The 25614-nt window shown below is 44.1% G+C and carries 24 protein-coding genes; 13 read left to right on the forward strand and 11 right to left on the reverse strand.

Going from position 1 to position 25614, the window contains the following annotated elements:
* The first annotated feature begins 1 nt into the window (after nucleotide 1).
* From MKY14_RS02760 to MKY14_RS02770, 3 genes are all read left to right on the forward strand, one after another.
* Complete coding sequence (locus tag MKY14_RS02760; RefSeq protein WP_340975740.1) at nucleotides 2–247, forward strand: GNAT family N-acetyltransferase; 246 nt, start codon at nucleotides 2–4, stop codon at nucleotides 245–247.
* 2 nt (nucleotides 248–249) lie between these two features.
* Nucleotides 250–711, forward strand: coding sequence for a DIP1984 family protein (locus MKY14_RS02765; protein ID WP_076280857.1), 462 nt, complete (start codon nucleotides 250–252; stop codon nucleotides 709–711).
* A gap of 528 nt (nucleotides 712–1239) precedes the next feature.
* On the forward strand, nucleotides 1240–2124 hold the full coding sequence (locus MKY14_RS02770; RefSeq protein ID WP_076129966.1) for a DegV family protein: 885 nt from the start codon (nucleotides 1240–1242) through the stop codon (nucleotides 2122–2124).
* Between the two features lie 109 nt (nucleotides 2125–2233).
* Here MKY14_RS02770 and MKY14_RS02775 read toward each other — a convergent pair whose 3' ends face one another.
* The 5 genes from MKY14_RS02775 to MKY14_RS02795 all read right to left on the reverse strand — a co-directional run bounded on the left by MKY14_RS02775 (nucleotide 2234) and on the right by MKY14_RS02795 (nucleotide 8165).
* Complete coding sequence (locus tag MKY14_RS02775; protein WP_036685970.1) at nucleotides 2234–2662, reverse strand: threonine/serine exporter family protein; 429 nt, start codon at nucleotides 2660–2662, stop codon at nucleotides 2234–2236.
* A gap of 28 nt (nucleotides 2663–2690) precedes the next feature.
* Nucleotides 2691–3455 (reverse strand): threonine/serine exporter family protein, encoded by a 765-nt coding sequence (locus MKY14_RS02780; protein ID WP_076129956.1) that lies wholly within the window; start codon nucleotides 3453–3455, stop codon nucleotides 2691–2693.
* 157 nt (nucleotides 3456–3612) lie between these two features.
* Nucleotides 3613–4875 (reverse strand): DNA polymerase IV, encoded by a 1263-nt coding sequence (locus MKY14_RS02785; RefSeq protein ID WP_076189810.1) that lies wholly within the window; start codon nucleotides 4873–4875, stop codon nucleotides 3613–3615.
* Between the two features lie 81 nt (nucleotides 4876–4956).
* Complete coding sequence (locus MKY14_RS02790) at nucleotides 4957–5559, reverse strand: YitT family protein (RefSeq protein ID WP_038570150.1); 603 nt, start codon at nucleotides 5557–5559, stop codon at nucleotides 4957–4959.
* Nucleotides 5560–7298: 1739 nt separating this feature from the next.
* Complete coding sequence (locus MKY14_RS02795; RefSeq protein WP_076136035.1) at nucleotides 7299–8165, reverse strand: helix-turn-helix transcriptional regulator; 867 nt, start codon at nucleotides 8163–8165, stop codon at nucleotides 7299–7301.
* Between the two features lie 162 nt (nucleotides 8166–8327).
* Here MKY14_RS02795 and MKY14_RS02800 point away from each other — a divergent pair, with 162 nt between their 5' ends.
* The 4 genes from MKY14_RS02800 to MKY14_RS02815 all read left to right on the forward strand — a co-directional run bounded on the left by MKY14_RS02800 (nucleotide 8328) and on the right by MKY14_RS02815 (nucleotide 12021).
* The gene (locus MKY14_RS02800; protein WP_445669869.1) at nucleotides 8328–10295 is read left to right on the forward strand and encodes a glycoside hydrolase family 127 protein; all 1968 of its coding nucleotides are present in this window, start codon (nucleotides 8328–8330) and stop codon (nucleotides 10293–10295) included.
* Nucleotides 10296–10543: 248 nt separating this feature from the next.
* Nucleotides 10544–10954, forward strand: coding sequence for an HIT family protein (locus MKY14_RS02805; RefSeq protein WP_340975743.1), 411 nt, complete (start codon nucleotides 10544–10546; stop codon nucleotides 10952–10954).
* Between the two features lie 18 nt (nucleotides 10955–10972).
* A complete protein-coding gene (locus MKY14_RS02810) occupies nucleotides 10973–11608 on the forward strand; it encodes a pyridoxamine 5'-phosphate oxidase family protein (protein WP_312150683.1) in 636 nt (211 codons plus the stop codon).
* Between the two features lie 104 nt (nucleotides 11609–11712).
* Nucleotides 11713–12021: a hypothetical protein gene (locus MKY14_RS02815; protein ID WP_076130570.1), complete on the forward strand. Its 309-nt coding sequence runs from the start codon at nucleotides 11713–11715 to the stop codon at nucleotides 12019–12021.
* A 100-nt stretch (nucleotides 12022–12121) separates the two neighbouring features.
* Here the strand turns inward: MKY14_RS02815 and MKY14_RS02820 are convergent, their stop codons facing one another.
* Together MKY14_RS02820 and MKY14_RS02825 are read right to left on the reverse strand one after the other, a co-directional pair.
* Nucleotides 12122–14557, reverse strand: coding sequence for a GH36-type glycosyl hydrolase domain-containing protein (locus MKY14_RS02820; RefSeq protein ID WP_036685988.1), 2436 nt, complete (start codon nucleotides 14555–14557; stop codon nucleotides 12122–12124).
* Nucleotides 14558–14733: 176 nt separating this feature from the next.
* The gene (locus tag MKY14_RS02825; protein ID WP_036685989.1) at nucleotides 14734–15789 is read right to left on the reverse strand and encodes a LacI family DNA-binding transcriptional regulator; all 1056 of its coding nucleotides are present in this window, start codon (nucleotides 15787–15789) and stop codon (nucleotides 14734–14736) included.
* A gap of 288 nt (nucleotides 15790–16077) precedes the next feature.
* Here MKY14_RS02825 and MKY14_RS02830 point away from each other — a divergent pair, with 288 nt between their 5' ends.
* Entirely contained in the window at nucleotides 16078–17100 is a 1023-nt protein-coding gene (locus MKY14_RS02830) for an ABC transporter substrate-binding protein (protein WP_076279835.1), read from the forward strand.
* A gap of 121 nt (nucleotides 17101–17221) precedes the next feature.
* Entirely contained in the window at nucleotides 17222–18817 is a 1596-nt protein-coding gene (locus tag MKY14_RS02835; RefSeq protein WP_340975744.1) for a helix-turn-helix domain-containing protein, read from the forward strand.
* Between the two features lies 1 nt (nucleotide 18818).
* Here the strand turns inward: MKY14_RS02835 and MKY14_RS02840 are convergent, their stop codons facing one another.
* Entirely contained in the window at nucleotides 18819–19010 is a 192-nt protein-coding gene (locus MKY14_RS02840) for a DUF6199 family natural product biosynthesis protein (protein WP_076130567.1), read from the reverse strand.
* Between the two features lie 256 nt (nucleotides 19011–19266).
* Here MKY14_RS02840 and MKY14_RS02845 point away from each other — a divergent pair, with 256 nt between their 5' ends.
* Nucleotides 19267–20163: an SDR family oxidoreductase gene (locus tag MKY14_RS02845; RefSeq protein ID WP_340975745.1), complete on the forward strand. Its 897-nt coding sequence runs from the start codon at nucleotides 19267–19269 to the stop codon at nucleotides 20161–20163.
* 260 nt (nucleotides 20164–20423) lie between these two features.
* Complete coding sequence (locus MKY14_RS02850) at nucleotides 20424–20741, forward strand: hypothetical protein (protein WP_076305228.1); 318 nt, start codon at nucleotides 20424–20426, stop codon at nucleotides 20739–20741.
* On the opposite strand, the gene MKY14_RS02855 is transcribed toward MKY14_RS02850, so the two are convergent.
* Nucleotides 20731–21408, reverse strand: a complete 678-nt coding sequence (locus MKY14_RS02855; protein WP_076189817.1) for a DUF1796 family putative cysteine peptidase — start codon at nucleotides 21406–21408, stop codon at nucleotides 20731–20733. The two genes, MKY14_RS02850 and MKY14_RS02855, sit on opposite strands and share 11 nt — an antisense overlap.
* A gap of 133 nt (nucleotides 21409–21541) precedes the next feature.
* Complete coding sequence (locus tag MKY14_RS02860; RefSeq protein ID WP_076136059.1) at nucleotides 21542–21790, reverse strand: hypothetical protein; 249 nt, start codon at nucleotides 21788–21790, stop codon at nucleotides 21542–21544.
* 118 nt (nucleotides 21791–21908) lie between these two features.
* Between MKY14_RS02860 and MKY14_RS02865 the strand changes: the two genes are divergently transcribed.
* Complete coding sequence (locus MKY14_RS02865) at nucleotides 21909–22550, forward strand: uridine kinase family protein (protein ID WP_340975746.1); 642 nt, start codon at nucleotides 21909–21911, stop codon at nucleotides 22548–22550.
* 12 nt (nucleotides 22551–22562) lie between these two features.
* On the forward strand, nucleotides 22563–22988 hold the full coding sequence (locus MKY14_RS02870; RefSeq protein ID WP_248548053.1) for a GNAT family N-acetyltransferase: 426 nt from the start codon (nucleotides 22563–22565) through the stop codon (nucleotides 22986–22988).
* 118 nt (nucleotides 22989–23106) lie between these two features.
* Here MKY14_RS02870 and MKY14_RS02875 read toward each other — a convergent pair whose 3' ends face one another.
* A complete protein-coding gene (locus MKY14_RS02875; protein WP_340975747.1) occupies nucleotides 23107–25605 on the reverse strand; it encodes an Ig-like domain-containing protein in 2499 nt (832 codons plus the stop codon).
* Between the last annotated feature and the right edge of the window lie 9 nt (nucleotides 25606–25614).

Below are 25614 nucleotides of genomic sequence, written 5' to 3' on the forward strand. Positions count from 1 at the left end.
TGTGTATTTGAAACCTGCTTGTGTGGGTAAAAGAATAGGACAGCATGCCTTACGCTTTATTGAAAAGAGAGCTGCCGAACTGGATTTCCATGTGTTAGTAGCTACCGTTTGCGCAGAGAATGAACGCAGTCGCCAGCTTTTCTCAAAGAATGGATATGAACAATGTGCCTACTTCAAGGAGATTGGCTGTAAATTTGGTCGAAGACTGGATATCGCCAGCTATCAGAAAATCTTAGGGGGAACTTAAAGATGAAACTTGCGGAAGCATTAGTGAACCGAAGTGATCTTACCCGTAAAATCGCGCAGCTAAAGCAGCGGCTCGATCGGGTCGTTAAGGTGCAGGAGGGGGAAGATCCGGCAGAGCAGCCGGAGGCTCTTTTGCATGAGCTAGAAATAGCTGTTAACGAGCAGACGATTTTGATTCGAGCGATTAATCGAACGAATTCATCTGTTGCCTTCAATGAGAATTGGAGTATTGCCGATGCCCTAGCCGAACGGGATAAAATGCTTCAGCTGCGGAAGCTGTTTAGCGATTTGCTTGAGCAAGCTTCGATCACTCAGGATCGGTATAGCCGCTCTGAGGTTCGTTTCCAGAGAACGGTGGATGTCGCTGAGATTCAGAAACGGATTGATGAACTGTCTAAGTCTTATCGCGAGTTGGATTTTAAAATTCAGGAGAAAAACTGGACGGTAGCCTTAATCACACCGTAAAAAGCTTTATCACAGCAGAAGGTAACTGATCTTCATAAAAGCGAGCGCAACCCGCCAACAGGGAAAGTTGGACAAATTGACAGATGCCGGGCCATATCTGACCAATCATAACTTAGCCCCGTACTGTAACAACTGCAAAGAGTACCTATTAATGTAACTACCAAGCGCTGATTTATGTAAGAACGGTGAGGGTGGGGACGGGGATATTTTTGCTGTGGTTAGGCTTTTACATAACATGAACTGTCTCTATTAGGATAGGTATATTCGTCATACATAATGTGAAATAATGTCGAATAAAGTTGAAAAAAGTTGAATAAAATTTGCATTATCGGCCTGTTTTGCCTATCTTATCGCTCGTTATCTTGTATAATTTACGAATACGCACGAGGACTTCCTAAACCGCTGATCTATTCGTATGTTGATTGTACAGGATGAGAGAGTGATTCATTGGCCGAGAAGGTTTAGTGGCCCTTGTCTCTTCAAACATTCTACTATTCCTTTCATGAAAGAGAGAAGTGACAAGTGACCATGAAATCAATTGCCTGGGTAACCGACAGTACATGTACAATCGATCCTGAATTCGCCAAGAACAACCATGTGTATATTGTTCCTTTACGTCTGATTATTAACAACGAGTGTTATAAAGAAAATATAGATATTACGATCGATGAGTTCTATGAGAAAATGCGTCAGCATGATCAAGTAGGCAGCTCACAGCCGCCAATCGGTGAGTTTATCGAGTTATACGAACGGTTGAAGGAAGAATATGATGAGATTATCGCGGTGCATCTTTCGACAGGGCTTAGCGGAACATACAATGCTTCCATGCAAGGTGCTGAAATAGCGGAAGCTAATGTTATTGGAATTGATTCCAAGGTTGGCGCTTATCCGATTCGGGAAATGATTACGCGAGGTATTCATTGGCACAAGATGGGCTTTACTGGCCTAGAGATTAAAGAAAAGATAGAGAATATCATTCAAAATATGTCCTTCTACTTAATTCCTGCAAGCTTGTCCCAGCTTCACCGTAGTGGGCGTGTTTCTGGTACACAGGTAATTCTTAGTCAATTACTACGGATAAATTTGTTGCTGCGTTTTGACGAGGGCAAGGTCATTGTTGTGGAAAAAATCCGCACGATGAAGAAGACGAAACAGGCGCTGTTAGATATCTTTAAACAGGATGCTGGACTTGTTAGCGATGTGTGCATCATGCATTCCAATAATTTAGAAATGGCGCTGAAGCTAGAAGAAGACATCAAAGAGATGGCGCCTGATTTACGTACGGAGATTATGACTTACATTCCTGCCGTGGCTGTTCATGCGGGTGAAGGTACCGTGGGACTTTCTTGGATTAAAAATAACCGGATCAATAGTATTTATTCGGAGGTTGAACCTGTAGCAGTACTTGTGTAGATAGGATAGTAAACAAAGAAATCGCTTCTTGGAAGAGGGACGGATGATCCTCATTATACCAAGAGACGATTTCTTTTTTTTGAATCTATGAGATGACGTTGTAAGAAGGTTATGCTTTGCTTGCACGACGGCGGAACATTTGTCCGATAACTTCACTCAGCACCAGTCCAGCCGCAATTGCGCCAGAGAGCATTAATGCCCGAACAGCGATTTCTACAGCCAGATTATAGTTTTCTTCTACAAATCTACGCATAGCATCGTAAGCAAGACCACCCGGAACAAGTGGGATAATACCGCCTACACTAAAAATAATAACCGGCATTTTGAAGGATCGGGCAAACAGCTGGCTGACGATGCCCACCACTACAGTAGCCGCAAACGTAGCAACAACAGGCCCACACTCTACATCAAGGATTACATACACCATCCAGCCTACCATTCCAGCAAAACCACACTGCAGTAGAGCGCGCTTAGGCGCATTAAATAAAATACAGAAGGTTGCCGCGGCGATAAAACTGGTTATAAGTTGCAAAATCATGAAGGGCTAACCTCTTTCACATGGAAAATTAAAATAGTGATAGTACAAGCCCAATGCCTGTACCGATCGCAAAAGCAGTTAGAAAGGCATCTGCTCCTTTGGATATGCCTGAGACCAGATGACCAGCCATCAGATCACGAACGGCATTAGTAATGAGTAGACCGGGTACTAGAGGCATCACGGAGCCGATGATGATTTTGTCCATTTCTTGACCTATGCCCAGCTTTACAGAATAGAAGGCCAGAAGTCCGATCAGGAAGGAAGCAGAGAACTCTGCAAAAAATCTAGTCTGCACAAGACGATGCAGGTAGATAACCGCAGCAAAACCTAACCCGGAAATCGGTAATGCGGGGAGAGCATCCCACAAGCTGCCCTTAAACATAACGGTGAAGCAAGCGCCGGTAAGCGCCGCTGCTATGATTTGCAGCCATACCGGATACGCATGTGCGGCATCATCGACCTCTCCTAATCGTGTCCGAGCTTCCTCGGCTGTAATCTGACGCTCGTTCAGACGCCGCGAGATATCATTAACCTCCGAGACTTTCTGCAGATCTGTTGTCCGCTCGGCAATCCGATATAACTTAACGGGCTCCGTTCTATTGGTGGTGAACATAATAACGGTTGGCGTCACATAACTGTGTGCCCCTGGAAAACCGAGAGAAGCAGCCATACGTGTCATTGTATCTTCTACTCTGTAGGTTTCTGCACCGTTTTGCAGCATGATCTTGCCAGCAAGAAGACAGAGATCAACGATTTCATAATAGGTAGTGTTAGTGTTGCTCGTGCTTTCCAACTTCTCCGGTCCTCCCCTGGAATGTTACATATCTATGTGTATATACTTATGATTGTCGCTTCATTGTGTGAAAATAACAACCTCAATATAGCATTATAAACGATATGGGATATATTTTAATATAGTTTCAGAAATAAAATGTATAAAGATGCACTGTTTATTTATAGTGCCCGCCAATCTTTCCGGATCTGTCCTTAAGTTGTCCGGCATCTGTGAACGATGCGGCGCGTCCGATGATCGATTCCCCGTATTTATTCTTCAGCGCATCAGTGGCCCGTTCGAGCTCGCGGTAGCGGGGGCGCGACTCAAATAAGGTTAGCTGATATTGGCTTTCGTCAGACAGATTGGACAGGCTTAGATGAATTCGGCGCACAGGCTGACCTTCCCAATGCTGTTTGAAAAGAGCGAGGGCGGCCTCGTATACCAGCTGGGTTGCATTCGTAGGATCGCTCATCGTAGTCTGTCTCGAGAAGCCGCTGGGGTCATCAAAGCTGGCGCCTTGGCAGCCAACAGACACGACTGCACCATGCACCTTCAGTTTGCGGCTGCGCCTGCACACCAGCTCTGACAGCTCCAAAATGATGGTCTTGATCTCTTGCAGTGTATAGTAATCCCGTGGCAGTGTCATTTGGTGCCCGACGCTCTTGGGTGCTACTTCATAGGTAGCGGGACTTACAGGGCTATCGTCGATGCCATTGGCAATTCGCCAATATAGCTCGGCATCGATATCGCATTTTTTATGGAATTTCTCCCGCATGCGCCATTTCAGCTCGCTTAGCGGCATCTGTGCCAAATGGCCAATCGTTGTGAGGCCCATGCTCTGGAAGTGCGCGGACATGCGGCGGCCTACCATAAACAACTCACTAATGGGCAGTGGCCAAAGTACATCTGGAAGCTCTTCCTGAGTGAGGGTAAATAGACCCTCCGGGTTCTTCTTGGCCCACAGGTCGCAAGCCATTTTGGCGGTAACCTTGGAATAACCTATACCGATACGTGCGCGCACACCTGTATTTCTGCGGATTAAGTCCTGAATGGTCGTAGCGATCTGTCTTGGGCTTCCGAATAAGCTGAGGCTGCCGGTGATATCAATAAACTGCTCATCGATGGAATAAGGTTCTACGAGGTCACTGAATTTGCGTAGAATGTCCGTGATTTGGGAGGAAACATCGATATATTGCTGCATATGTGGTCTGACGACGATTACTTCGGGGCATTTCGCGAGTGCTTCCTTCAAAGTCTCAGCGGTAGTAATGCCAAAAGATTTGGCTAACGGACAAGCGGCAAGTACAATCCCGCTTCGTCTAGCCGGATCTCCGGCGACAATAAGCGGTTTGTTGCTATATTGCGGATTAGAGGCCTTCTCCACGGAGGCGTAAAAGCTCTGACAATCGGATAACAAAATAACACGCTCTTTATTCATAGATTCACACTCTCCAGGTGAGGTAGAGATACGGTAGATGATTTTCTTATTATTATAATACGAACATATGATCGTGTATATTCATATTTTTTTCCATTTCTCTTCAGTCTCCAAGGTGCAGAGACCTGTGGCCACACCCCCAGCGATAATCGTGAGGATGGAGTGGAAGAAGGTTTCTTTGGAAATCAGGAGTCCCCCCGCGCCGATAATTATAAAATCTGTCAAAAAAATGATGAGTCCAAGGTTAAGCGGGAGATACCTTTTGATATATTGAGCAAGCAGATCCGTTCCGCCTGTACTGGCTTTGAACCGCAGCATAAGCCCAAGACCCGTTCCCATTAAAAAACCGCCAATAATGGCGCTGGAAATGGAGCCGAACTCAAAATAATACAGAAAGTGGTACTGCAAAGGACCGAGAAGCTCAATCAGAAACGATGAGGTCAATAAACCTAATACACTATTGAAAAAGATATCGCGTTCCTTCAGCCAGGCTAACAGGAAAATCGGAAAGCTGCAGAGAAGGACAGCTATACCGATTTTGGCATCGGATAAATAATTGATGATGAGGGCTATTCCTATTATTCCCCCATCTAGGATTTTATATGGGACTAGAAAAAAATTAGTTGCTGCTGCAATGAGCAAGCTTCCGATCAGGATGATCGCGTATCTTAATAATGACTGCATATTAACATCTCCACATTAAAGGCATGTCTTATAAATATGCTTGTCACTTCCAAAAAATTGCATTGAAGCAAAAAAACTGATTTCGGGCCTAATCATGCGGACCCAGGAGCCGCTATTAGGCAGATACAAGGTATTTTTTCGAGCTAACGGACCCAGTTGCAGCTATTCCCACAAATGTGGTCCGATTGCGAGCAAATTATGAGCAATAAGAGCTATACAGTCCGAAACTGCCGCAAAATGGGCCGAAAATCACAAATAGGTGTAAAAGGGTCCGTTACGATCAAGATCGAGCAAAAGGTAGCTGATTTCGAGACGTAGACAGCTAGGTTGTGCAACAGGTAACAAATTCTGCGCACGGAGTAGCTAGATTAAGCCATAGGTAGCTAATTACGCACACGGAGTAGATAGGTTGAGCTATAGGTAGCTAATTCTGCACAGTGTAGCTAGGTTGAGCCATAGGTAGCTAATTCCGCACACGGTATAGATAGGTCGAGCTATAGGTAGCTATTCCGCACAGTGTAGCTAGGTTGAGCCCCAGACAGTTAGTTTAACAATGGCTAGCACGTTTAGGAGCAAATTTGGCAGGCGGCGTTCTTTTCAGCAACTGTTCGGACTCAGTTGCTCTTATTTCCATGATTCCGCTCGTTTTGTCACACTATCGGACGCAGTTGCAGCTATTCCCACAAATGTAGCCTGATTCGGAGCAAATTATGAGTAATAAGCGCTATGCAGTCCGAAACCTTCGCAAAATGAACCCATATGCTGAAATAGCTGCAATACGGTCCGATACGATCAAGTTCTAGCAAAAGGTAGCAGATTTCGAGACGTAGGCGGCTAGTTTGAACAACAGGTAACTAATTTCTCGCAGAGTAGCTAGGTTGAGCCCCAGACAGCTAGTTTAAACAATGGCTAGCACGTTTAGGAGCAAATTTGGCAGGCGGCGTTCTTTTCAGCAACTGTTCGGACTCAGTTGCTCTTATTTCCATGATTCCGCTCGTTTTGTCACACTATCGGACTCAGTTGCAGTTATTCCCACAAATGTAGCCCGATTTGGAGCAAATTATGAGCAATAAGAGCTATGCAGTCCGAAACTGCTGCAAAATGGATCGAAAATCACAAATAGCTGCAATCCGGTCCGCAACGGGGAATGCTATGAATGGATGATTAAGTAGACGCGTCTCCGGGGGATACAGAGAGTAGTGTGATGGCTATACGGTAAGTTACTTGCTGATAAGCTTTGGAGGGTCGAGCCGCATGATCGCCGTTGATCTATGATAAGTATGAGTGCGCCACGCCTAGGAAGGTAAACTGGTAAAATTATTGCAAGAAGCAAGAAGCAAGAAGCAAGAAGCAAGAAGCAAGAAGCAAGAAGCAAGAAGCAAGAAGCAAGAAGCAAGAAGCAAGAAGCAAGAAGCAAGGAGCAAGGAGCAAGAAGCAAGAAGCAAGGAGCAAGGAGCAAGAAGCAAGGAGCAAGGAGCAAGAAGCAGCAGAAGGATTTAGGACGGATCACGGGTACACAATAAATGTGCCAAGCGGAGTACTGCTCCATCATAATAGTTACTTAAGTTTCTCCGAGCTAGAGGAGCAACTCGCAACTCGCAACTCGCATCTCGCATCTCGCGTCCAATTAATCCATAGTTGATCACGTAAGCCAGCAGCACACAAGAAAGCTACAGCAGCGCATCGCATTAACAACGAAAACAGCACGCCTCCAATTATGAGGCATGCTGTTTTTGCCGTTATCGGGAATACCGCTTGCGGAAGCGAAGCGGAGAGATTCCGATCTGCTGAGTAAAGCGACGCGAGAAGTAGGCGGTGCTCTCGAAACCGATACGTTCTGCGATCGCAGCTATAGGCATCTCTGTTTTAAGCAGAAGCAGCTTGGCCTGTTCCAAACGGTAATCCGTTAAATACTCCATCGGAGTCAGTCCATATACGCGTTTCATGCAGCGGGCAAGGTAGTTATAATGAAAATGCAGCGCATCCGCTAAAGAGGCATTGGAGAGAGGCTCCGCATAATGATTGCGGATATAAGTCTCTGTCCTCTCGGCGATCTCTACCGCATGACTTTCTGAAGTATCATGCTGCGCTAGATCCATCATCCGCAGCATTTCTTCAAAAATCCTTTGCTGCTCCCAAACTGCACTGGAACGTCTTCCAGTGGACAGCTGTAAAAGCTTCTCAGCTTGTCCACTCCGTTTAAAGGGATCAGGAAGGGGACCAAACTGCGGGATGCGAATGGTATATGGATGAGTAAGAAACTGCCGGAAATGTGTCTCTCGGTTGATATACACAGGCTCGCCTTCAGAGCTTGACCAATCTGCGAGGGTATGAAAATGAATCCAGATAAACGAAGTCAGCTCCTCGCAAGACTTAACGGAATAATGATAGCGGTCAGGCAGCAGAAGCAGCGTATGCCCAGCCGCAACCTCCCATTGATTATGCTCTTCACCGATAAATAGACAACCTTGCTCTACAATAATCAGATCAAATAAGCCGATATGGCTTCTATTTGGATGCTGCTCTCCGGGTTGATAAACAGTGTGATTGCATTCCAGAAAATATGGAAAAGGTGGCGCTGCGAAATGTACATAGGAAGGACTCACTGTGTTCTACCTCTCTTTTTATCGTAGTCCGAGCTCAAATTGTCCTTGGAATTAGGAGTGTGAAATAGTACAAAAAAGGGGTTGCTTCTGATTATATTTTTTATCTATTGTACGCTCTATAATTGTAATTAGCGAGTATAAAATAAGGCTAAGGGGAAGATGATGATGAATAAAACGATCCAGGATCAGCAAGTTGTAAAAGATCAATCCGTTAGCATTAAAGATGATTTCTGGGGAAGTTATATAAAGCTGGTTCAGGATGTTGTAATCCCGTATCAATACGAGGCATTGCACGATAAAGCAGCGGGAGCTGAGCCCAGTCATGCCATTGCTAACTTTGAGATTGCTGCGGGCCGGAAGAACGGTGAATTTTACGGCTGGGTATTTCAAGACAGTGATGTAGCCAAGTGGCTGGAGGCCGTAGGTTATTCCTTAAGCATCAAACGTGACCCTGAGCTGGAGCGTCAAGCGGATGAAGTGATTGACCTCGTTGGAGAAGCGCAGCAGGAAGACGGGTACTTAAATACTTATTTTACGATAAAAGAACCCGGCAAACGCTGGACTAATCTGAACGATTGCCACGAGCTTTACTGTGCTGGGCATTTCATTGAGGCAGCCGTTTCTTATTACGAGGCTACAGGCAAAAGAAAACTGCTCAACATCATGTGCCGAATGGTTGATCATATCGATTCTGTGTTTGGTCCGGAAGAAGGAAAAATGCGGGGATATGATGGCCATCAGGAGATTGAGCTTGCGCTCGTGAAGCTGTATCGGCTCACAGGTGAGGAGCGGTATTTGAAGCTCAGCAGCTTTTTTATTAATGAGCGAGGTCAACAGCCGAATTTCTTAAAGCAACAATGGGATAGTCTGGGGAGTATCAATTTTTTCACAGGTCAGAAGGAGAATTTAGATTTAAAATATTACCAAAGTCATCTTCCGGTAAGAGAACAGGAAGTGGCTGTAGGACACGCTGTGCGTGCGGTTTATATGTATACTGCTATGTCTGATCTAGCCGCACTTACGGGAGATGATACCCTTCGCGAAGCATGCGAGAGACTGTGGAATAACATCACTACTAAGCAAATGTACATTACTGGCGGGATCGGATCTACGCATCGGGGTGAGGCTTTCACCTTCGATTATGATCTGCCTAACGATTCGGTGTACGCAGAGACTTGTGCATCTATTGGGTTGATCTTTTTTGCACAGCGAATGCTGAGAATATCGCCGGATGCACGTTATGCCGACGTGATGGAGCGGGCGCTTTATAACAATGTGTTGGGTTCAATGGCACAGGATGGTAAGCACTATTTTTATGTGAATCCACTGGAAGTATGGCCTAAGGCATGCAGCTGCAATCCAGATAAACATCATGTGAAGTCCGAGCGCCAAGGTTGGTTTGGCTGCGCTTGCTGTCCTCCGAATGTGGCGCGTCTGCTGACTTCGCTTAATCAATATATCTATACGATCCATGGTGATACGCTCTATACGAATTTGTATATTGGCAGTGAGCTGACAACAAAGCTGGGTGGAACAGATATTGCGATTCAGCAAGAGAGTAACTATCCATGGGAAGGTAAAGTCTCGTTGAAGATTAATCCCGCAGCGGAAGCAGAGTTTGGGATTGCCTTACGGATTCCATCATGGAGCCAAGGAATGGAGATCAGAGTCAACGGTGAAGCAATGAATACTGCTGAGAACATCGAGCAGGGATACCTCGTTATCCGGAGACTGTGGAGAGCAGGAGATGTAATCGAAGTGCATGACCCTATGGAGGCACATCGTATCTACGCACATCCAAGTTTGCGTGCTGATGCTCAAAAAGTAACGATTCAGCGTGGACCTCTTGTGTATTGTCTTGAAAGTATCGATAATGGTGAGCCGTTAAGCTCGATTTCTTTAAAAGAAGGCAGTGAACTTACTGCGGCTTTTGATGAGACATTGCTCGGCGGCGCTGTTGTTGTCGAGGCAGAGGGGCTACGTGTAGATAAAGAGGGCTGGAGTGGTGAGCTTTACAGCAGAGTCAAAGCACCAGTTCAAACCGTAAAGGTTAAGGCGGTTCCGTATTACTTATGGGGAAATCGTGGCAGTGGTGAAATGAAGGTATGGATTCCGGAAGCCAGCGTTTAAGTTATAGGTAGACATTGATCTCGGGAATGACTGTGTTTTATCAGTATTTTCTAAGGGGACAGCTGTAATTTACAGTCTGTCCTTTTCTTTTTGCAAAAAGGAGAACACACGCAAAATGGCGAAATTAGAAGAAACATAGAAATATTTTAAATCCTATAACAGTGGAGGCGGGCTATATTTATAATCATGCTCCAGAGGGTTATACTTGTCCCTTTTGTTTGTTGGTTTCGGGCATTGAAAATGAAGATGTGCATTCTAAGCAAGCGGATATTATTTATAAAGATCATTACATAACGGCTTTTATTGCTTCTCATTGGTATCCGAATAATGAAGGGCATGTTCTAATCATCCCTAATCAGCATATCGAGAATATTTACACATTGGAGGTTGAGATCTCAAACCGGATACATGAGCTGGAAATTGAAATTGCTAAAGGTCTTAAAGAAGTTTATAAATGTGATGGCGTTTCTTCTAGACAACATAATGAGCCGGATGGCAGCCAAGATGTATGGCATTATCATTTACATGTGTTTCCAAGATATCATGGGGATAATCTGTATGGTACTTTTGGGAAGTTATCGGATGAATCAACAAGAAAAAATTTCGCCCAATTATTAAGCGGATATTTGAGCAAAAATAAGAACATTGGGGCTTATTAAGTTGAGAGAGGGAGAAGTATGAAGTCAAACTTTTTCGAAAAAGTTATAGAGTCAGAAGAAGAGCTAAGGTCTTTATTTGGGTACCCAAGCGAATTGGTTAACAACAAAACCATAACTGTTATAGATCATCATTGCCGTGATTATATCTCAAAATCCCCAATGCTTTTTATGGCTACAAGCGGTTCGTCCGGTGCTTGTGATGTCTCTCCGCGCGGGGACGCAGAAGGTTTTGTTCACGTGTTGAATGATAAACATTTAGTGATCCCTGAACGCCCTGGGAATAGACGGTTTGATTCTTTGCGGAATATACTTGAGAACCCAAAAGTCGGATTGATATTCATCATCCCCGGACTTGAAGAAACATTAAGAATAAATGGGCACGCGAGTATAGTTAAGGATGAAGAAATATTGAAACCTATGGAAGCGCATGGTAAAGTGCCGATCATTGGAATTGGCGTGGAAGTAGAAGAATGTTATATGCATTGTGCAAAAGCCTTTAAGCGGTCACATTTGTGGGATGAAGATCATTGGCTTGCGAAAGAAGTCTTGCCTAATCCATCAAAAATACTGGCGCAGCATGCCCGTAAACTTGGAGTTACTCCAGAGGATATCTCAAAATCACTAAAAGAAAGCTATGAAAAACGGCTATATTAACATTTTCGACTTAGAATTGGAATGGGATTTGCCCTTCATTGTATGCTATATTTGATCTGGATAAGGTAACTGATCATTTTACAGATAATAATGGAGGCATCACAATGAGTAAACGTTATCGGATGACAAGAGCAATGCAGAATGCTGGAGATTCAGCAACAACCCTATCTTTAGAAGAGTGTAAGCAATATTTCGCATCCAAACCTGATTTCACCTATACATCAGTTTTTACAGTAACAGGTGCCACTACCATGTCCATTGAGGGAGATTTCTTTATGTGGAGCTATGGTGATACAACAATCCCATTTAGACATTATCAGGGCGATATTTATGTTTCTGGCGCCAATGAAGCCGTGATTCCTAGAATGCTTGAGGTCGCGAGTGATTTAAGAGCAGATATTGTGGAAGGGTAAAAAAAAGATGCCCCCTGAATCCTTCAGGGGGCATCCCACTGTTAATTTTAGATCCGATCCGCTCAATCGTTCAAACGAACGGTGAGCGGATTTTTTTGTATTAACCCAGTTCTACAACTACTTGGTGTACAGCACCGTCTCCAACAGGAGTGATGATGTTACCTTCTACAGCTGCGCCATCCAAGGTAAGACTAGCTACACCTTTGGATACATGGTTCGGGTTCTTGATTTGAATCACATAAGTATCTCCACGGAAGACACGGGTGATTTCAAAGCTGTCCCACTCTGTAGGAATACAAGGATCGATCTTCAGACCATTGAAGTCCGCTTGAATACCAAGGATAGATTGTGTAATCGCTACATAGTTCCAAGCAGCAGTACCAGTTAACCAGGAGTTTTTAGCTTCCCCGTGGCGAACGGCATCTTTACCTGCGATCATTTGCGAGTATACATAAGGTTCAGTACGGTGAATTTCACTGATGTCCTCCAAGTAAGCAGGAGCAATTTTAGCGTAAATTTCAAACGCTCTGTCGCCATGTCCAAGTACAGTTTCAGCGATCATGATCCAAGGGTTATTGTGGCAGAAAATACCAGCATTTTCTTTGTAGCCCGGAGGGTACGTAGAAATTTCACCCAGGTTCAGATAGTACTTGGAATATGGTGGCTGTTGCAATACGATACCGTATTTAGTATCCAAATGCTCTTGCACGGAAGTCAGAGCTTTTTCAGCTTGACCATCTTCCACACCGATACCGGCCATAACACAGATACCTTGTGGTTCGATGAAGATTTTACCTTCTTCGTTTTCTTTGGAACCGATCTTGTCGCCATAGTGGTCATAAGCGCGCAGGAACCAGTCACCATCGAAACCGTGAGTGAGTGTGATTTCACGCATGTTGTCAATCTTAGCTTCTGCATCCGTAGCTACGTCATTAAGTCCGCGCATCCGGCAGATTTCTGCATAGTCCGGTCCAACGAAGACGAACAGACCCGCGATAAATACGGATTCCGCTACGCGGCCTTCGATGTTGGCAGTAGTTTGGAAAGATTCGCCTGGTTCTGTAGAGAAGCAGTTCAGGTTCAAGCAGTCATTCCAGTCTGCACGACCGATCAGCGGCAAGCCGTGAGGTCCGAGATTGTTAGTTACATGCTCGAAGGAGCGTTTCAAGTGCTCAAACAGAGTAGCTGTGTTATCCGGATTGCTGTCAAAAGGAACCTGCTCATCAAGAATCGATGTGTCGCCAGTTTCTTTGATGTAAGCAGCTGTGCCAAGGATCAACCAAAGCGGGTCATCATTAAAGCCAGTACCGACTTCATTGTTACCTTTTTTGGTGAGCGGCTGGTATTGGTGATAGGCACTGCCGTCTTCAAATTGTGTAGCGGCGATATCGAGAATACGTTCTTTAGCACGTTCAGGAATTTGGTGCACAAATCCGAGCAAGTCTTGGTTAGAATCGCGGAAGCCCATACCACGGCCAATACCGGATTCAAAGTAAGAAGCGGAACGGGACATGTTGAAGGTAACCATACATTGATATGGATTCCAGATGTTAACCATACGGTTCAACTTGTCGTCGCCACTTTGGATTTGATATTTGGACAACAGGTTATCCCAGTGTGCAGCCAGTGCAGCCAAAGCAGCATCCACTTGAGCGTCTGTAGCAAATTGCTCGATCATAGCCTCTGCTGGTTTTTTGTTGATTACGTTCAGAGATTCCCATTTGTCTTCTTCTGGGTTTTCAATGTAACCAAGGACAAAGATGAAGCTTTGCTCTTCGCCCGGCTCCAGAGTAATGTTCAGGGCGTGCGATCCGATAGGGGACCAGCCGCTCGCTACCGAGTTAGTTGGTTCACCTGCAGCAACAGCTTGCGGGCTTTCCAGACCATTGTACATACCTACGAAAGCTTCGCGGTCAGTATCAAAGCCGGCGATTTCTTTGTTAACAGAGTAGAAAGCGTAGTGGTTTCTGCGCTCACGGTATTCTGTTTTGTGATAGATAACAGAACCCTTCACTTCAACCTCACCAGTGCTGAGATTGCGTTGGAAGTTAGTCATATCATCTTGTGCATTCCAAAGACAGAACTCTGCAAAAGAGAACAGTTTAACGGATTTCTTCGCGGAACCCGTGTTTTTCACTACAAGACGATGTACTTCAGCGTTATGACCCATAGGTACAAAAGCAAGCTGGTTTACAGAGATACCGTTGCGTTCACCAGTAATGGAGGTGTAGCCAAGACCGTGACGGCATTCGTAGAAGTCCAGATCACGTTTTACTGGCATCCAGCCTGGAGTCCAGAAATCACCATCATCATAAAGATAGTAGTAACGGCCGCCAGCATCCATTGGGATATTGTTGTAACGGTAACGGGTCAATCTTCTGAGACGAGCGTCTCTATAGAAGGTATAGCCACCAGCAGTATTAGAAATAAGTCCGAAAAATTGTTCATTACCAAGGTAGTTAATCCAAGGGTAAGGTGTTTTTGGTGTGTTAATTACATACTCTTTACGAGTGTCGTCAAAGGTACCGAATTTCATGTGAGAAAGTCTCCTTTCGATTGTGAACGCGCGTTTATGAGTTTCAGGAAAAATTCCCTCAAGGGAAGGGATTCTTTCCGTTGTTTCTAAAAGATAGTATTAGGCAGTGATTTCGAGACCCAATGATAGCAGCTCCACAGAAAAATATGTATTCTTCAGTGAATGATGAATCTGTGCTACTTCTTCGGCGGTTGACAGGAATCTCTCTCCACTAAACGAGCTGGAAAGCTGATCGTGCTGAAAGTCGGCTGCTGTGAATCACACAGCTCGATTACTTTTTCCACTGCAGCCTTGGACATTTCATAAATCGGCAAGCGTACAGAGGTCAGCTTAGGCTGAATACGGGATGCCAGCTGAATGTCATCGAAACCCGCAATGGAGATATCCTCAGGGACAATGATTCCATGTTCGGAGAACGCTTCCATCGCTGAAATAGCCATGTCATCGTTGGAAGAGAAAAAGGCAGTCGGCAAAGGTTCACCAGAAGCAAGCAGCTTCTTGACCTCTTCATAAGCCGTCTCTTTCAGAAAATCACCCTTAAGAATAAACTTTTCATTCATAGGCAGACCATGTTTTTTCAGCGTGTCCTCATAGGCCGTGTAGCGTTCTCGACCAGAGTACGTATTCATTTGCCCACAGATGATGCCGATCTCTTGATGGCCTAAGGAGATTAAATGTTCAATCACTTCTGTGGTGCCCTCGTAATCTTTGGAATTCACAATGGCCAAATGATTGCGGTCAAGATGCTCCGACATAATCTCTGAGATATCATAATCAATCAGTACTAGCGGAGAATCGAGTCCCACCATTTCGCGGACGATATTAATATCCTTCTGAGTGCCGACAATTATACCACCGTCAATCCGTTTTTGCAGAAAAGCTTGTTTTACCTTCAGAAAATCGTCCGGAGAGTATACCGTATGAATCAGAACGTAACATCCGCGGGCATTCGACGTGTCGACTACGGCATCGACGAATGGTGCAAAGTAATTGTTCTGATAAATTCGGGTAGTGTTCTCTTTCTCGTTCATACTGATGGCGAACAATCCGATGGTATCGGTTTTCTTACCGGCCAGAGCCCGTGCAAAGCTGTTCGGTTCGTACTGATGTTGCTCAATCACCCGCAGCACTTTGGCCCGGGTTTCTTCAGGAACATTGGAATAGTTGTTGATCACGCGGGATACCGTACTACGGGAAACCCCGGCCAACTTAGCAATATCTTCGCTGCGCATGTTTCCCCTCTTTTCATAAACGCGCGTTTATGAGTTTATTGTAAGCGAAAGCATCGTATAAATCAATCGTAAAAAAAGAAATTTTGCGATCAAGTTAATAAAGGATGACATATTTTTAATAGAAGAAGAATCCTACCGAATAATGATAGAGCAGAGCAACTAGAAATAGTTTGTATAAGTTTTTTGCGGAGAAAGTGCATTGAAAGCTATGAAAGTCATGCTACTATTGTGATAAAGGTTATTGAGAATGATAATCAATGACAATAAAGCATAGGAGTGAAGGGATCAATGGCAAGATGGGGTCAGAAGTTTTTATGGGCAGCGGTACTTATAATGGCAATAACTGCGCTGGCAGCATGCGGAACGAATAACAATACTGCGAAAGAAAACGTTGCTAAGACACAGAATGCAGAGGAATCTACCTCAGCGAGCACTAGCGCACCAACTGAAGGAAATGGAAATGCCGCAGAAGAGGGTGCAACTCGGACGATTGCCGGGGAATTCGGGGATGTTGAAATTCCAATTAAACCGCAACGGGTAGCCGGGATCTATGTTGAAGATTATTTGAAGGCATTGGGCATTACCCCGGTGGTGCAGTGGTATCATCCAAGCTGGGGCAAACAGGATTATTTAAATCTTGATGTACCAGAATTTGATATTACCGGTAGTATGGAAGTGTTGCTGGAAAAAGACCCTGACTTGATTATTGTGGATGGAGGTGCGGATGCGGCGAAATATGAACAATATTCCAAGATAGCACCAACCTATCGTCTACCTGAGGCGGTGTTGCAAGACTCAAGACAAGTGCTTACGGCTATTGCAGATGCCCTCGGTATTCCGGAGAAGGCGGAATCTGTCCTTGCAGCGTACGATCAGAAAGTGGCAGAGGGGAAAGCTAAGCTGCAACAGGCCCTAGGTCAGGAAAAAGTAGCAGTGATCCGGCTCAACGTAGCGGATAAAACCTTTGCTCTATTCGGTGTTAAAAACCGTTTCACCGGTGTAATTTATTCTCAATTTGGCCTGACACCTGTGCCTATGGCGGCAGAAATGACCGAATATCAATCTATTATCTCCGAAGAGCTTATCCCTCAGCTCGAAGCGGATCATATCATTGTGTTCCCTGACAACGGGGGCTGGGATACTGAAGGGAATCAGGAAGCGACTCAAATCCTTGATGGCCCGTTGTGGAAGAGCCTGCCGGCGGTGAAGAACGGGAATGTTTATAGAATGGAACGTTCCCACTGGCAGACTGGTGCCATCACAGCCAATTCGATGAAGCTTGATGACTTGCTGAAAGCTATGGTGAAATAAAACGGCAGCCGTCGTAAGGAATAGCATAAAGAAGGTCTATCAGCATAGTTGATAGACCTTCTTTTTTATTCTAAACTATAGTAAAGTGAATGAAAATGGTTCTCAATTGGAGGGCGCTAGAATGGCAGAAGATTTACAAGACAGCAATAAAAAGAGGCTATTCTATAGCTTGATTAACATAGAAGCCCAATCCTTATCGGTGAACGGACAGACCTTAGTGTTTCAAAATCATACCCTGATCATTGTATCGGAAGGACAGGGATGGTTAGAAGCCGAGGAGAAGCGTTTTCCTCTGGAAAAAGGTGTCGGGTTCTTGTTCGAACCTGGGCTAATAAGCAAAATCATTGCAGAGGAGCGAGGACTTAGCTTTTATAGGCTTACGTTTGAAGTCATCGAAACGGGGGGAAGCAGGCAGAGTGGAATGGAAAAGGGGACTAAAGAAGGAATTCTCCAGTCCGGTCCGCTAAGCTGCAGACCTTTTTCACAATGTGCATTACTGCTGGAGGCTATCTATCATAGTCGCAGAAGTACGGAAGAGATTGAATGGTTCGCAGGCCATACCCGCTTTCAAGAGTTACTGCTGCTGATCATGCGGGCAAATTCCTCTGTCATCCAGATGAAAGGAGCCCATGAGGCGGTACAGCGTTCTATCCGCTATATGCAGGAACACTACAATCACGCCATAACCGTCGATCAATTAGCTGAAGTGGCAGGCATTACACGTGCTCGCTACACACAGATTTTTAAAGAAGTGACAGGGCGGATTCCCTTAGAGCATTTGAACGGACTTCGTATTGAAAGGGCGCAGCAGCAGTTGCTGCTTACGAATGACCGTATGCATGATATCGCGTTATCTGTAGGGTATAGCAATGAGTATTATTTTAACCGGCGTTTCAAAAGATCGGTGGGCGTTACGCCCGGCCAATACAGAAGCTTCCATCAGGAAGGGCTGCGGGTGTTCGCTCCTTTTCTGGAAGACTACCTGCTGGCTCTGGATATTACACCAGTGGCACAATATTCTCACGCTCAGTGGGGGAAGCAAGAGTATCTGTCCCTCCTCGATGTGCCTGCGGTTGATATTTCGACTGGCGATTGGCAGGAGCTCTCCCAGTACATGCCCGAACTGATCCTGCTGGATGATGGCTTTCAGCGTTGGCACCTGGATGAGTGCAGCCAAATTGCTCCGTTGTTCAAGCTGCCTTTTCATCAAGAGGATTGGCGGGCCACGTTATTTTCCGCAGCAGCCGTCTTTGGCAGAACGGATCGTGTCCAGGAAGTGATCGGCAATTATGAGCATCGGGCGCAGCAAGCTAGACGAGAGCTAAACCGTTCTGTCCAAGGGCAGACTGTAGCATGCCTTAGAATATCTTCCTACGGAATCAATCTCTACGGATGCGGGCAATTGGGGTATACAGGTAGCGTACTCCATCATGATTTAGGTTTGCAGCCCCATGCCTTGGTTCCGAAGTTGACTCGTGGACAGAAGCGGGTGAGCCTAACAAGAGAAGAGCTTGCGAGCCTCACTGCAGATCATTTGTTCATTACCTTTGATCGACAGGAAGGAGAAGGACGGGAGCTGTTGGATACACCGCTTTGGCGCAATCTGCCCGCTGTTCGTAATCGTTGTGTATATGAGGTGGATTTTATGGCCTGGATGAATTATGGGGTATTGTCGCATCAGCGCAAGATTGAAGATGTGTTAAGAGCGTTAGGGTAAGTCAGAAACTAGTCCAGATAAAAAAGAGGATAATAAGTGCCACTATACTGCTGATGCGAGTCATTAATAAATAGGCATCACTGGGTTCTACATCACCTTTCATCATCCAGCCATAGCGCATGTACCATCCCAAATGAGGAAAGAAGATATTAAGCAATGCTAATAGTACAAAGAGGAATATAAAAAAGCCCATGATTTATCACTCCTTTATCTAATGTATACGCCAGACTATACGGAGCGTTCCCTAACTAACAAGTGAGCTTCCATATATTTATTTTTAGGCGGGGGATACCCTAGCCACCTTGACAGGTGGTTGGGGTATTTTTGCGGCACTATTCAAGGCTATGTTATTGAAGGTGAATGTTTAGAGGCGTGCTTGTTGTGTTTACATAACAAAGAGTTCGGAAAATATAAAAATGTATTTCTAAAAATAAAGGAGGAATTGATCGATGTCTAACCAATATACGATGCAAGATCCTACCACTCAGTACACTAAGGCTGGACCGGAATTTCAGCAGCAACAAGAGGAGCCGGGTCTGCAGAAGAAAATGAATCCAGTACCTGATACAGGAGAAGATACCTATAAAGGAACTGGGCGTCTGACCGGACGTAAAGCGTTAGTTACGGGAGCCGACAGCGGTATAGGCCGTGCTGTTGCTATTGCTTTTGCTCGTGAGGGGGCAGATATTGTTCTATCTTATATGCCCGAGGAAGAGGAAGATGCAAAGCAGGTGGTCAAGCTAGTGCAGGAAGCGGGTCGTACTGCAATCGCCATTCCAGGCGATCTGAAGGATGAGACATACTGCGAACAACTCGTCGATACTGCGGTTAAAGAGCTAGGTGGAATTGATATTTTAGCCAATATCGCGGGCAAACAGCAATTCGTTCCAGACATCGCTGATCTCACTACGAAGCATTTTGACGACACATTTAAGACGAACGTGTATGCTATGTTCTGGCTGTGCAAAGCTGCGGTGAAGCATATGCAACCGGGCAGCACCATTATTAACACTTCTTCTATTCAAGCTTATAATCCCTCACCGATCCTTTTGGACTACGCGACCACCAAGGCTGCTATTAATACATTCAGTAAGTCTCTCGCTCAGCAAGTAGCTGATAAGGGGATTCGCGTCAATGTAGTAGCACCTGGTCCCGTATGGACACCTCTTCAAGTTGTGGGTGGGCAACCGGAGGAAGCGCTGAAGGAGTTCGGGTCGAGCACACCACTAGGTCGTCCGGGACAGCCTGCGGAGATGGCTCCGGCATATGTATTCCTGGCTAGCCAGGAATCTAGCTATATCAGTGGCGAAACACTGAATGCGAACGGCGGAACTCCAACTCCATAAACCGCTCAGCGGAATGTTGATATTGTAAATACGGCGAAGCATCCAAAAGTACCCTGCTAATTTTAGCTGTGGGGTGCTTTTGTTTTTATATATAGAAAGGAGTATTATAGAATTCGAGACTTTTTCTCCCATTATTTTCATGGAATATGATCTATACTGATCAAGATTGTCGAATACATAGTTTTCCTGCGATTACCCAAGAAATAATTTGAACGGCTCTAAGTTATAGGGGAGACCCAGAAAGAATTAGGAGATGTATGATGCGAAAAAAGAAACTAGCGATCCTCACCATTTGCTGTGTCTTATTCATGGCGTGTTTTCAATCGGGATCTGTCCTTGCGGATAAAGGAAACGGAACAGTAGTAGATAGTGGAACCAAGGAAAGGCTGATGGAGAAGTATGATCTTGTAGAGCCTGAACCCGCAAATCCAGCAGCGCATGGGAGTCAATACGATTTTGGAATTAGTAACCCTATTTCTTTATTGGTCAGCATCAGTAGGCTGTATTTGTATCCATATGTTTTTGCAGCAGAGGAAATAATTAATCATATGATCGATCAAAGCGAAATTAGTTATTAGTTACGTGTATGTCTTTCAAAATATAATCCCAGCTATCATAATCGTTCATATCCTCAGGAACTTCTAACACACAAATATCACTTATGTTCCAATTTAATTCTTGTACCGAGATTGATTCACGAACGGGAATAAGAATAAGAATAATAAATTCGTTCGGTTTTAATAAATCAGACAAAATTGACTGTAGCTCTACAGCCTGTTCATATGAGGCAAACCATCTAATGAATAAAGTTTTTTTACTGTGGATTAACTTGTCCCAAAATCTATTAATTCGTAATTCCAGCTTCGCTTTATACGAAGGATAGGTTATAGACCAGTGTTTACCTTGGTGGATTGGAAAATCATGAACTGAGATAATGTTATATAAAGTATCCTGAATAAAATAGGATTTCACTAGTGCATTTTTATTCCCATTAGGATAGACTGGTAATCCATCCTCCAGAAAAAAATGTGTTTCATCAAGAATTTGCAGATTTATTAATTCCATGAAATTTTGAAATCTATTCTTATAAAGTCTATTTACATCAGCCAATGAATAAGAAACCATCCAGTCGAGCGGCATGGAGAATTTCCTCAAGCTATTTCTTTGCAGATTTATAGCAGGAGCACAAGACATCCCTAAGCTTACTATTAAATCATAGCTTTTTTTCACAGCTTGTAATTTCATGGACTCACCCATTTTCAATCAGATTCAGTTTCTAATAAATTATACACACCATTTTCTAGGATTGATTGGACTTTAAGTGCAATGAGATACACAGGAAAAAGAGAGCAGCAATTTTCACTGCCCCCTAAACCTATTAGTTACGTTGTAACAAAATATATCCGCTAATGCTTGAAGTTTTTTTACGAAAGACCACTTTAAAACCAACATCGTTGTCTAATAAGCAAGCCAAAGCGGTGTTAAGCAATCCGTTGGGTCTCAAGCTAGGTCTGCACGGCACGGCATTTCCAATAACACGGGCGGCAATAATCCTACGTGCTGATCCAGCAACCAAAGGATTTCTGCTCCAACTGATCAATACTAAATCTGGCTGACGAGTAGCCATGGAAGATCTACCCCTTTCTAATAAATTTCTTTATATAAAATGCACCATTGATTTTAATGTGCTAAACCATAGCGGAGTAAGGAATACATAGGATCGAGTAGGGAGAGGGGCTAATAATATGGACAAGGTGTTACATAAGATAGCTAATTTGATTAGCGGTGAGGCTAATAGATTCATCATTGGGATTTCGGGTCATGGTGCATCTGGAAAAACAACGTTTGCTCATAATCTTTTAAAGCTTTTGCAGCAGGATGATGTGAATTATATTAATACAGACCCCTATATTGTTGAATCTAGTCTTAGAAAATACACTTCTATCGACTATGAATATAAGAATGTACATTATCACGATAAAGTGACAGCTTGTCATCCTGCTGCTCATCATATATTTGCTTTAGAGAGAGACATTCATATGTTGAGGGATGGGTTGGATTTTTACACAATTGGCACAGACTATACAAAAAGTATGTTCATATCTTCACAAAAGAAGGTAAATATTGTAGAAGGCATGAGCGTTGCCTTTACTGATCCGAATTTGTATGATCTGAAAATCTACTTATACACGGATGGAGAAACTGAGTTGATGAGAAGGAGTATACGTGATGTTTCTGAAAGAGGAACAGATATTAATTATTTAAGAAAATCCCATGAACAGCGTAGGATGCAATATGAGTTGTTTATGCATTCTTATCATCATAAATTTGATATCGTTTTAAAAAATTCCAATGAAGAGTATGTTCTTGAAAAGGGAACATTGTAGAGGGGGAAGAGAATGCTTCCAAATGTTAGGCTAGCAACGATATGTGACGCGGATGTTTTGTCTAGGTTAAATCTTGAGTTCAATGGTGGAGTAAAACGTCCTGTGCCGGAGATCATCAAGTGTTTGAACAGCAATAATGAATTGGTGGCCGTGGCTACTTTAAGGGATGAAGTGGTTGGTTTTGGCTGTGCTCAAAGTCTGAAATCATTTTGTTATAATGAAGCATATGGTGAAATTACTGAAATGTATGTAAAAGAGTCAGCTCGTAGAAATGGTGTCGCTACTGCTCTAATTTCTTTTCTGGAAAGTCAGCTTTATTCTCGTGGAGTCAAAACAGTTAAGATTTTAACAGGAGAAGATAATCGTGTAGCCATTAAAGCGTATGAATTGAGCGGGTATGTTAAGGATGATGAAGTAATGTTAAAGAAAAAACTTTAAAGCCATAGTGAACAGTGAATCAGGCAATTTATTGTGCTGGTCCAATTGGATAGCAATAAAAGGACGGAAGCCGCTTTACTGGCTTCCGTCTTTTTGGAACTGTGGAGATGAACAGACGCTATTTATTTATCGCTGAGTCACCTATTGGAGTGAATGTATTCTCCACAGTAAGGTTAGAGAACTTAGCATAGTTTAGTTGCTCAATCTTATTGGCGACATCATTGCTGTCAACGGCGAATCCGACATATACCGAACCCTCCATAACAATAGTTCGCTCGCCAATTAGCTTCCAGTCTTTTCCGTCCGTTGATCCGTAAGCATAGAAAACATCTCCCTTACGGCCAAGCTTGAGCCAATACCCTTGCTCCACACCATTAATTTTAAATGGAATATCTGAAACAAGTTGAATGCCAGCTTTTTCAGCAGCAGATACGCTGTCTAAAGTTTCAGTTAATTCATCAAATCCTCCGCCCTTAATGTTTCTGCCCGTCAGATAAGATGACCAGCTGGTCTCTTTGGACAACTTCACATAGGAGATACCAAGGGCCGCCGCGGCGCTGTCTTTATTCAAGTCATCGCGGATCATTAGCCCGGTGAAGGCATGGTTGTCAACGGCCCCGATTTCTTCGAGCTTCGCGGTAAATTCCATATCTCCGTTCATTTCTTTATACACGAAGTGGAAGTCATCTTTGGTTGCATTGTTTGCTTCGGATCGTTCTGTGCCACCTTCACTTTTTCCAAGCTTTCCGTTGCCTTTAACGGTAAGCACATCATTTGTCATACTTCCGGAACCCTTAATGTTCGGATCACCGATATCTGCTGTAGTCCAACCCTTTCCAGCCAGGGAAGAGGTAGCAGCATTGATGTGGATGTTAGTGGCTGTGGTCTGCGTCTCATTTCCTTGGGTATCGGTCACTCTTGCAGAAATATAGTATGAAGCATCCGTTAAATTCTTGAGGGTGTATGTGTATGTGTTGCCTTTTTTGACTGCTTCCCCAAGATATTTAGAACCATTATATACAGCAACTTTTTTTATTTTGTTTCCGGATCTAGGGGAAGCATTGATTTTAACTACGACCTCTTTCCCGGTAACAAATTGTGCATTGTTTTCTGGCGCTAAAAGCTTAGCATCAGGGTTTTCGGCGACGTGTTTCATATCAACTAGGCCGTTAATATAAAGCTCAAGCCAGGTGTAACCATTTTTAGTAACCGTTTTGTATGCATCCTTGCTGCCCCAGATTTTATTTTTCTTTTCCCACTTGTCGTCTATTCCATTTTTATTAGTGTCAAATTGCTTATCATATTGTGCCTCAATGACGCCAAAGTCTGAAATGTAACCCCCGACTTCATGTTCAGTGTTGATATATCTTCCCGAGTTCTGCTCGACTTCTGCCACAATTCTTGCATCGATAGCATCGCGACGTGGATAGGTAGCGCCCGCTTGTTGCAGAATGCTTTTTAATAGTGATTCATTCGCTTGCTTTACGCCGGACTTAACATAATTATCAAATGCTTTATTGGTAATACCATGGTTAACTCCAGTACTGTCCGCGGAAAGATATGGTGTGGCTGCAAGGGTCGTCTTTTGTTCACCACTCTGTACGCCAGAAAATTTCACATAATCTGAAGAATCATTCAGTAAGCCTGTGAGCTTACCGTTAATTCTGTTTCCAGTAATATAGAAACCGCCCAGCTTGGTAGCTTCACCGGCATCAATCACTCGGTTAGTTACATTATCTCTTGTACCTGGGCCGGCAATTTCGATATTGTTCATAAAGTTAGTAAAAGTAAAACCTCCGCCATAAGTGCCGTTAAAGCCCCAATTGTAAATTACATTGTTCGAGAACTGAACAACCGCCACATGATCAGCATCTGCAGCACCTGCGTAACCGCCGCCTAGTCTTGGATTTCGCGAGGTATGGTTCGCATACAGATTGTGATGGAATGTTGTTTTGTCTCCGCCTGAAATACCGCCGTAGCCATGTCTTCCTTTGGAATGCCCGGATAGAGTCAGACTTTCGGAAATAATGGACCACTGGATCGTGCCATTTTCGCCTCTATATAAAGATAGAGTTTCATCTGTGTTCCAACTGAAGGAACAATGGTCAATGAGGAAGTAGTTGTTGTCTCTCCCCCAAAGCGCATCCATTGAATCACTGCCATTATACACATTAGTGGCACCCGGACGGAAAGCGGTGTACCGAATAATGATATTCTCTGAATTGCTGATATTGGTATCCCAACCTGCAATGGTAATTCCGTTGCCTGGAGCGGTTTGCCCAGCGATGGTCAGGTTTTTAATATTATTGAGACTTAACGTGCTCTTCAGTTCAATCGTTCCGGAAACATGAAAAACAATGGTACGACCCTCTTTAGGCGTAGATAAAATCCCGTAGCGAAGGGACCCTGCAATCGGTTTGTCTTTTACAGCGTAATCTTCAAGGGTAGTTACGATGTATACATCGCCCCCTCGACCACCGCTTGTATAGGCGCCGCCACCTTCCGCGCCAGGAAAAGCAAGAATAGAGGCACCCGCAAAACTTTTGTCTCCGTCTGCCTGCCCTGAAGCTGCAAGTGTGTGACCTCCTAAAAATGAAAACGCTACCGAAAAACTCAATAAGACACC

The organism is Paenibacillus sp. FSL R5-0887 (assembly GCF_038002305.1).
Lineage (GTDB): Bacteria > Bacillota > Bacilli > Paenibacillales > Paenibacillaceae > Paenibacillus_AQ > Paenibacillus_AQ odorifer.

Excerpts from the sequence above, each read along its gene's own strand:
- MKY14_RS02830 (WP_076279835.1), top strand. The coding sequence starts at position 16,078 with ATGGCAAGATGGGGTCAGAAGTTTTTATGGGCAGCGGTACTTATAATG.
- MKY14_RS02840 (WP_076130567.1), bottom strand. The coding sequence starts at position 19,010 with ATGGGCTTTTTTATATTCCTCTTTGTACTATTAGCATTGCTTAATATC.
- MKY14_RS02790 (WP_038570150.1), bottom strand. The coding sequence starts at position 5,559 with ATGCAGTCATTATTAAGATACGCGATCATCCTGATCGGAAGCTTGCTC.
- MKY14_RS02820 (WP_036685988.1), bottom strand. The coding sequence starts at position 14,557 with ATGAAATTCGGTACCTTTGACGACACTCGTAAAGAGTATGTAATTAAC.
- MKY14_RS02765 (WP_076280857.1), top strand. The coding sequence starts at position 250 with ATGAAACTTGCGGAAGCATTAGTGAACCGAAGTGATCTTACCCGTAAA.
- MKY14_RS02815 (WP_076130570.1), top strand. The coding sequence starts at position 11,713 with ATGAGTAAACGTTATCGGATGACAAGAGCAATGCAGAATGCTGGAGAT.
- MKY14_RS02825 (WP_036685989.1), bottom strand. The coding sequence starts at position 15,789 with ATGCGCAGCGAAGATATTGCTAAGTTGGCCGGGGTTTCCCGTAGTACG.
- MKY14_RS02865 (WP_340975746.1), top strand. The coding sequence starts at position 21,909 with ATGGACAAGGTGTTACATAAGATAGCTAATTTGATTAGCGGTGAGGCT.
- MKY14_RS02860 (WP_076136059.1), bottom strand. The coding sequence starts at position 21,790 with ATGGCTACTCGTCAGCCAGATTTAGTATTGATCAGTTGGAGCAGAAAT.
- MKY14_RS02775 (WP_036685970.1), bottom strand. The coding sequence starts at position 2,662 with ATGATTTTGCAACTTATAACCAGTTTTATCGCCGCGGCAACCTTCTGT.
- MKY14_RS02870 (WP_248548053.1), top strand. The coding sequence starts at position 22,563 with ATGCTTCCAAATGTTAGGCTAGCAACGATATGTGACGCGGATGTTTTG.
- MKY14_RS02835 (WP_340975744.1), top strand. The coding sequence starts at position 17,222 with ATGGCAGAAGATTTACAAGACAGCAATAAAAAGAGGCTATTCTATAGC.
- MKY14_RS02785 (WP_076189810.1), bottom strand. The coding sequence starts at position 4,875 with ATGAATAAAGAGCGTGTTATTTTGTTATCCGATTGTCAGAGCTTTTAC.
- MKY14_RS02770 (WP_076129966.1), top strand. The coding sequence starts at position 1,240 with ATGAAATCAATTGCCTGGGTAACCGACAGTACATGTACAATCGATCCT.
- MKY14_RS02845 (WP_340975745.1), top strand. The coding sequence starts at position 19,267 with ATGTCTAACCAATATACGATGCAAGATCCTACCACTCAGTACACTAAG.
- MKY14_RS02800 (WP_445669869.1), top strand. The coding sequence starts at position 8,328 with ATGATGAATAAAACGATCCAGGATCAGCAAGTTGTAAAAGATCAATCC.
- MKY14_RS02850 (WP_076305228.1), top strand. The coding sequence starts at position 20,424 with ATGCGAAAAAAGAAACTAGCGATCCTCACCATTTGCTGTGTCTTATTC.
- MKY14_RS02810 (WP_312150683.1), top strand. The coding sequence starts at position 10,973 with ATGAAGTCAAACTTTTTCGAAAAAGTTATAGAGTCAGAAGAAGAGCTA.
- MKY14_RS02855 (WP_076189817.1), bottom strand. The coding sequence starts at position 21,408 with ATGAAATTACAAGCTGTGAAAAAAAGCTATGATTTAATAGTAAGCTTA.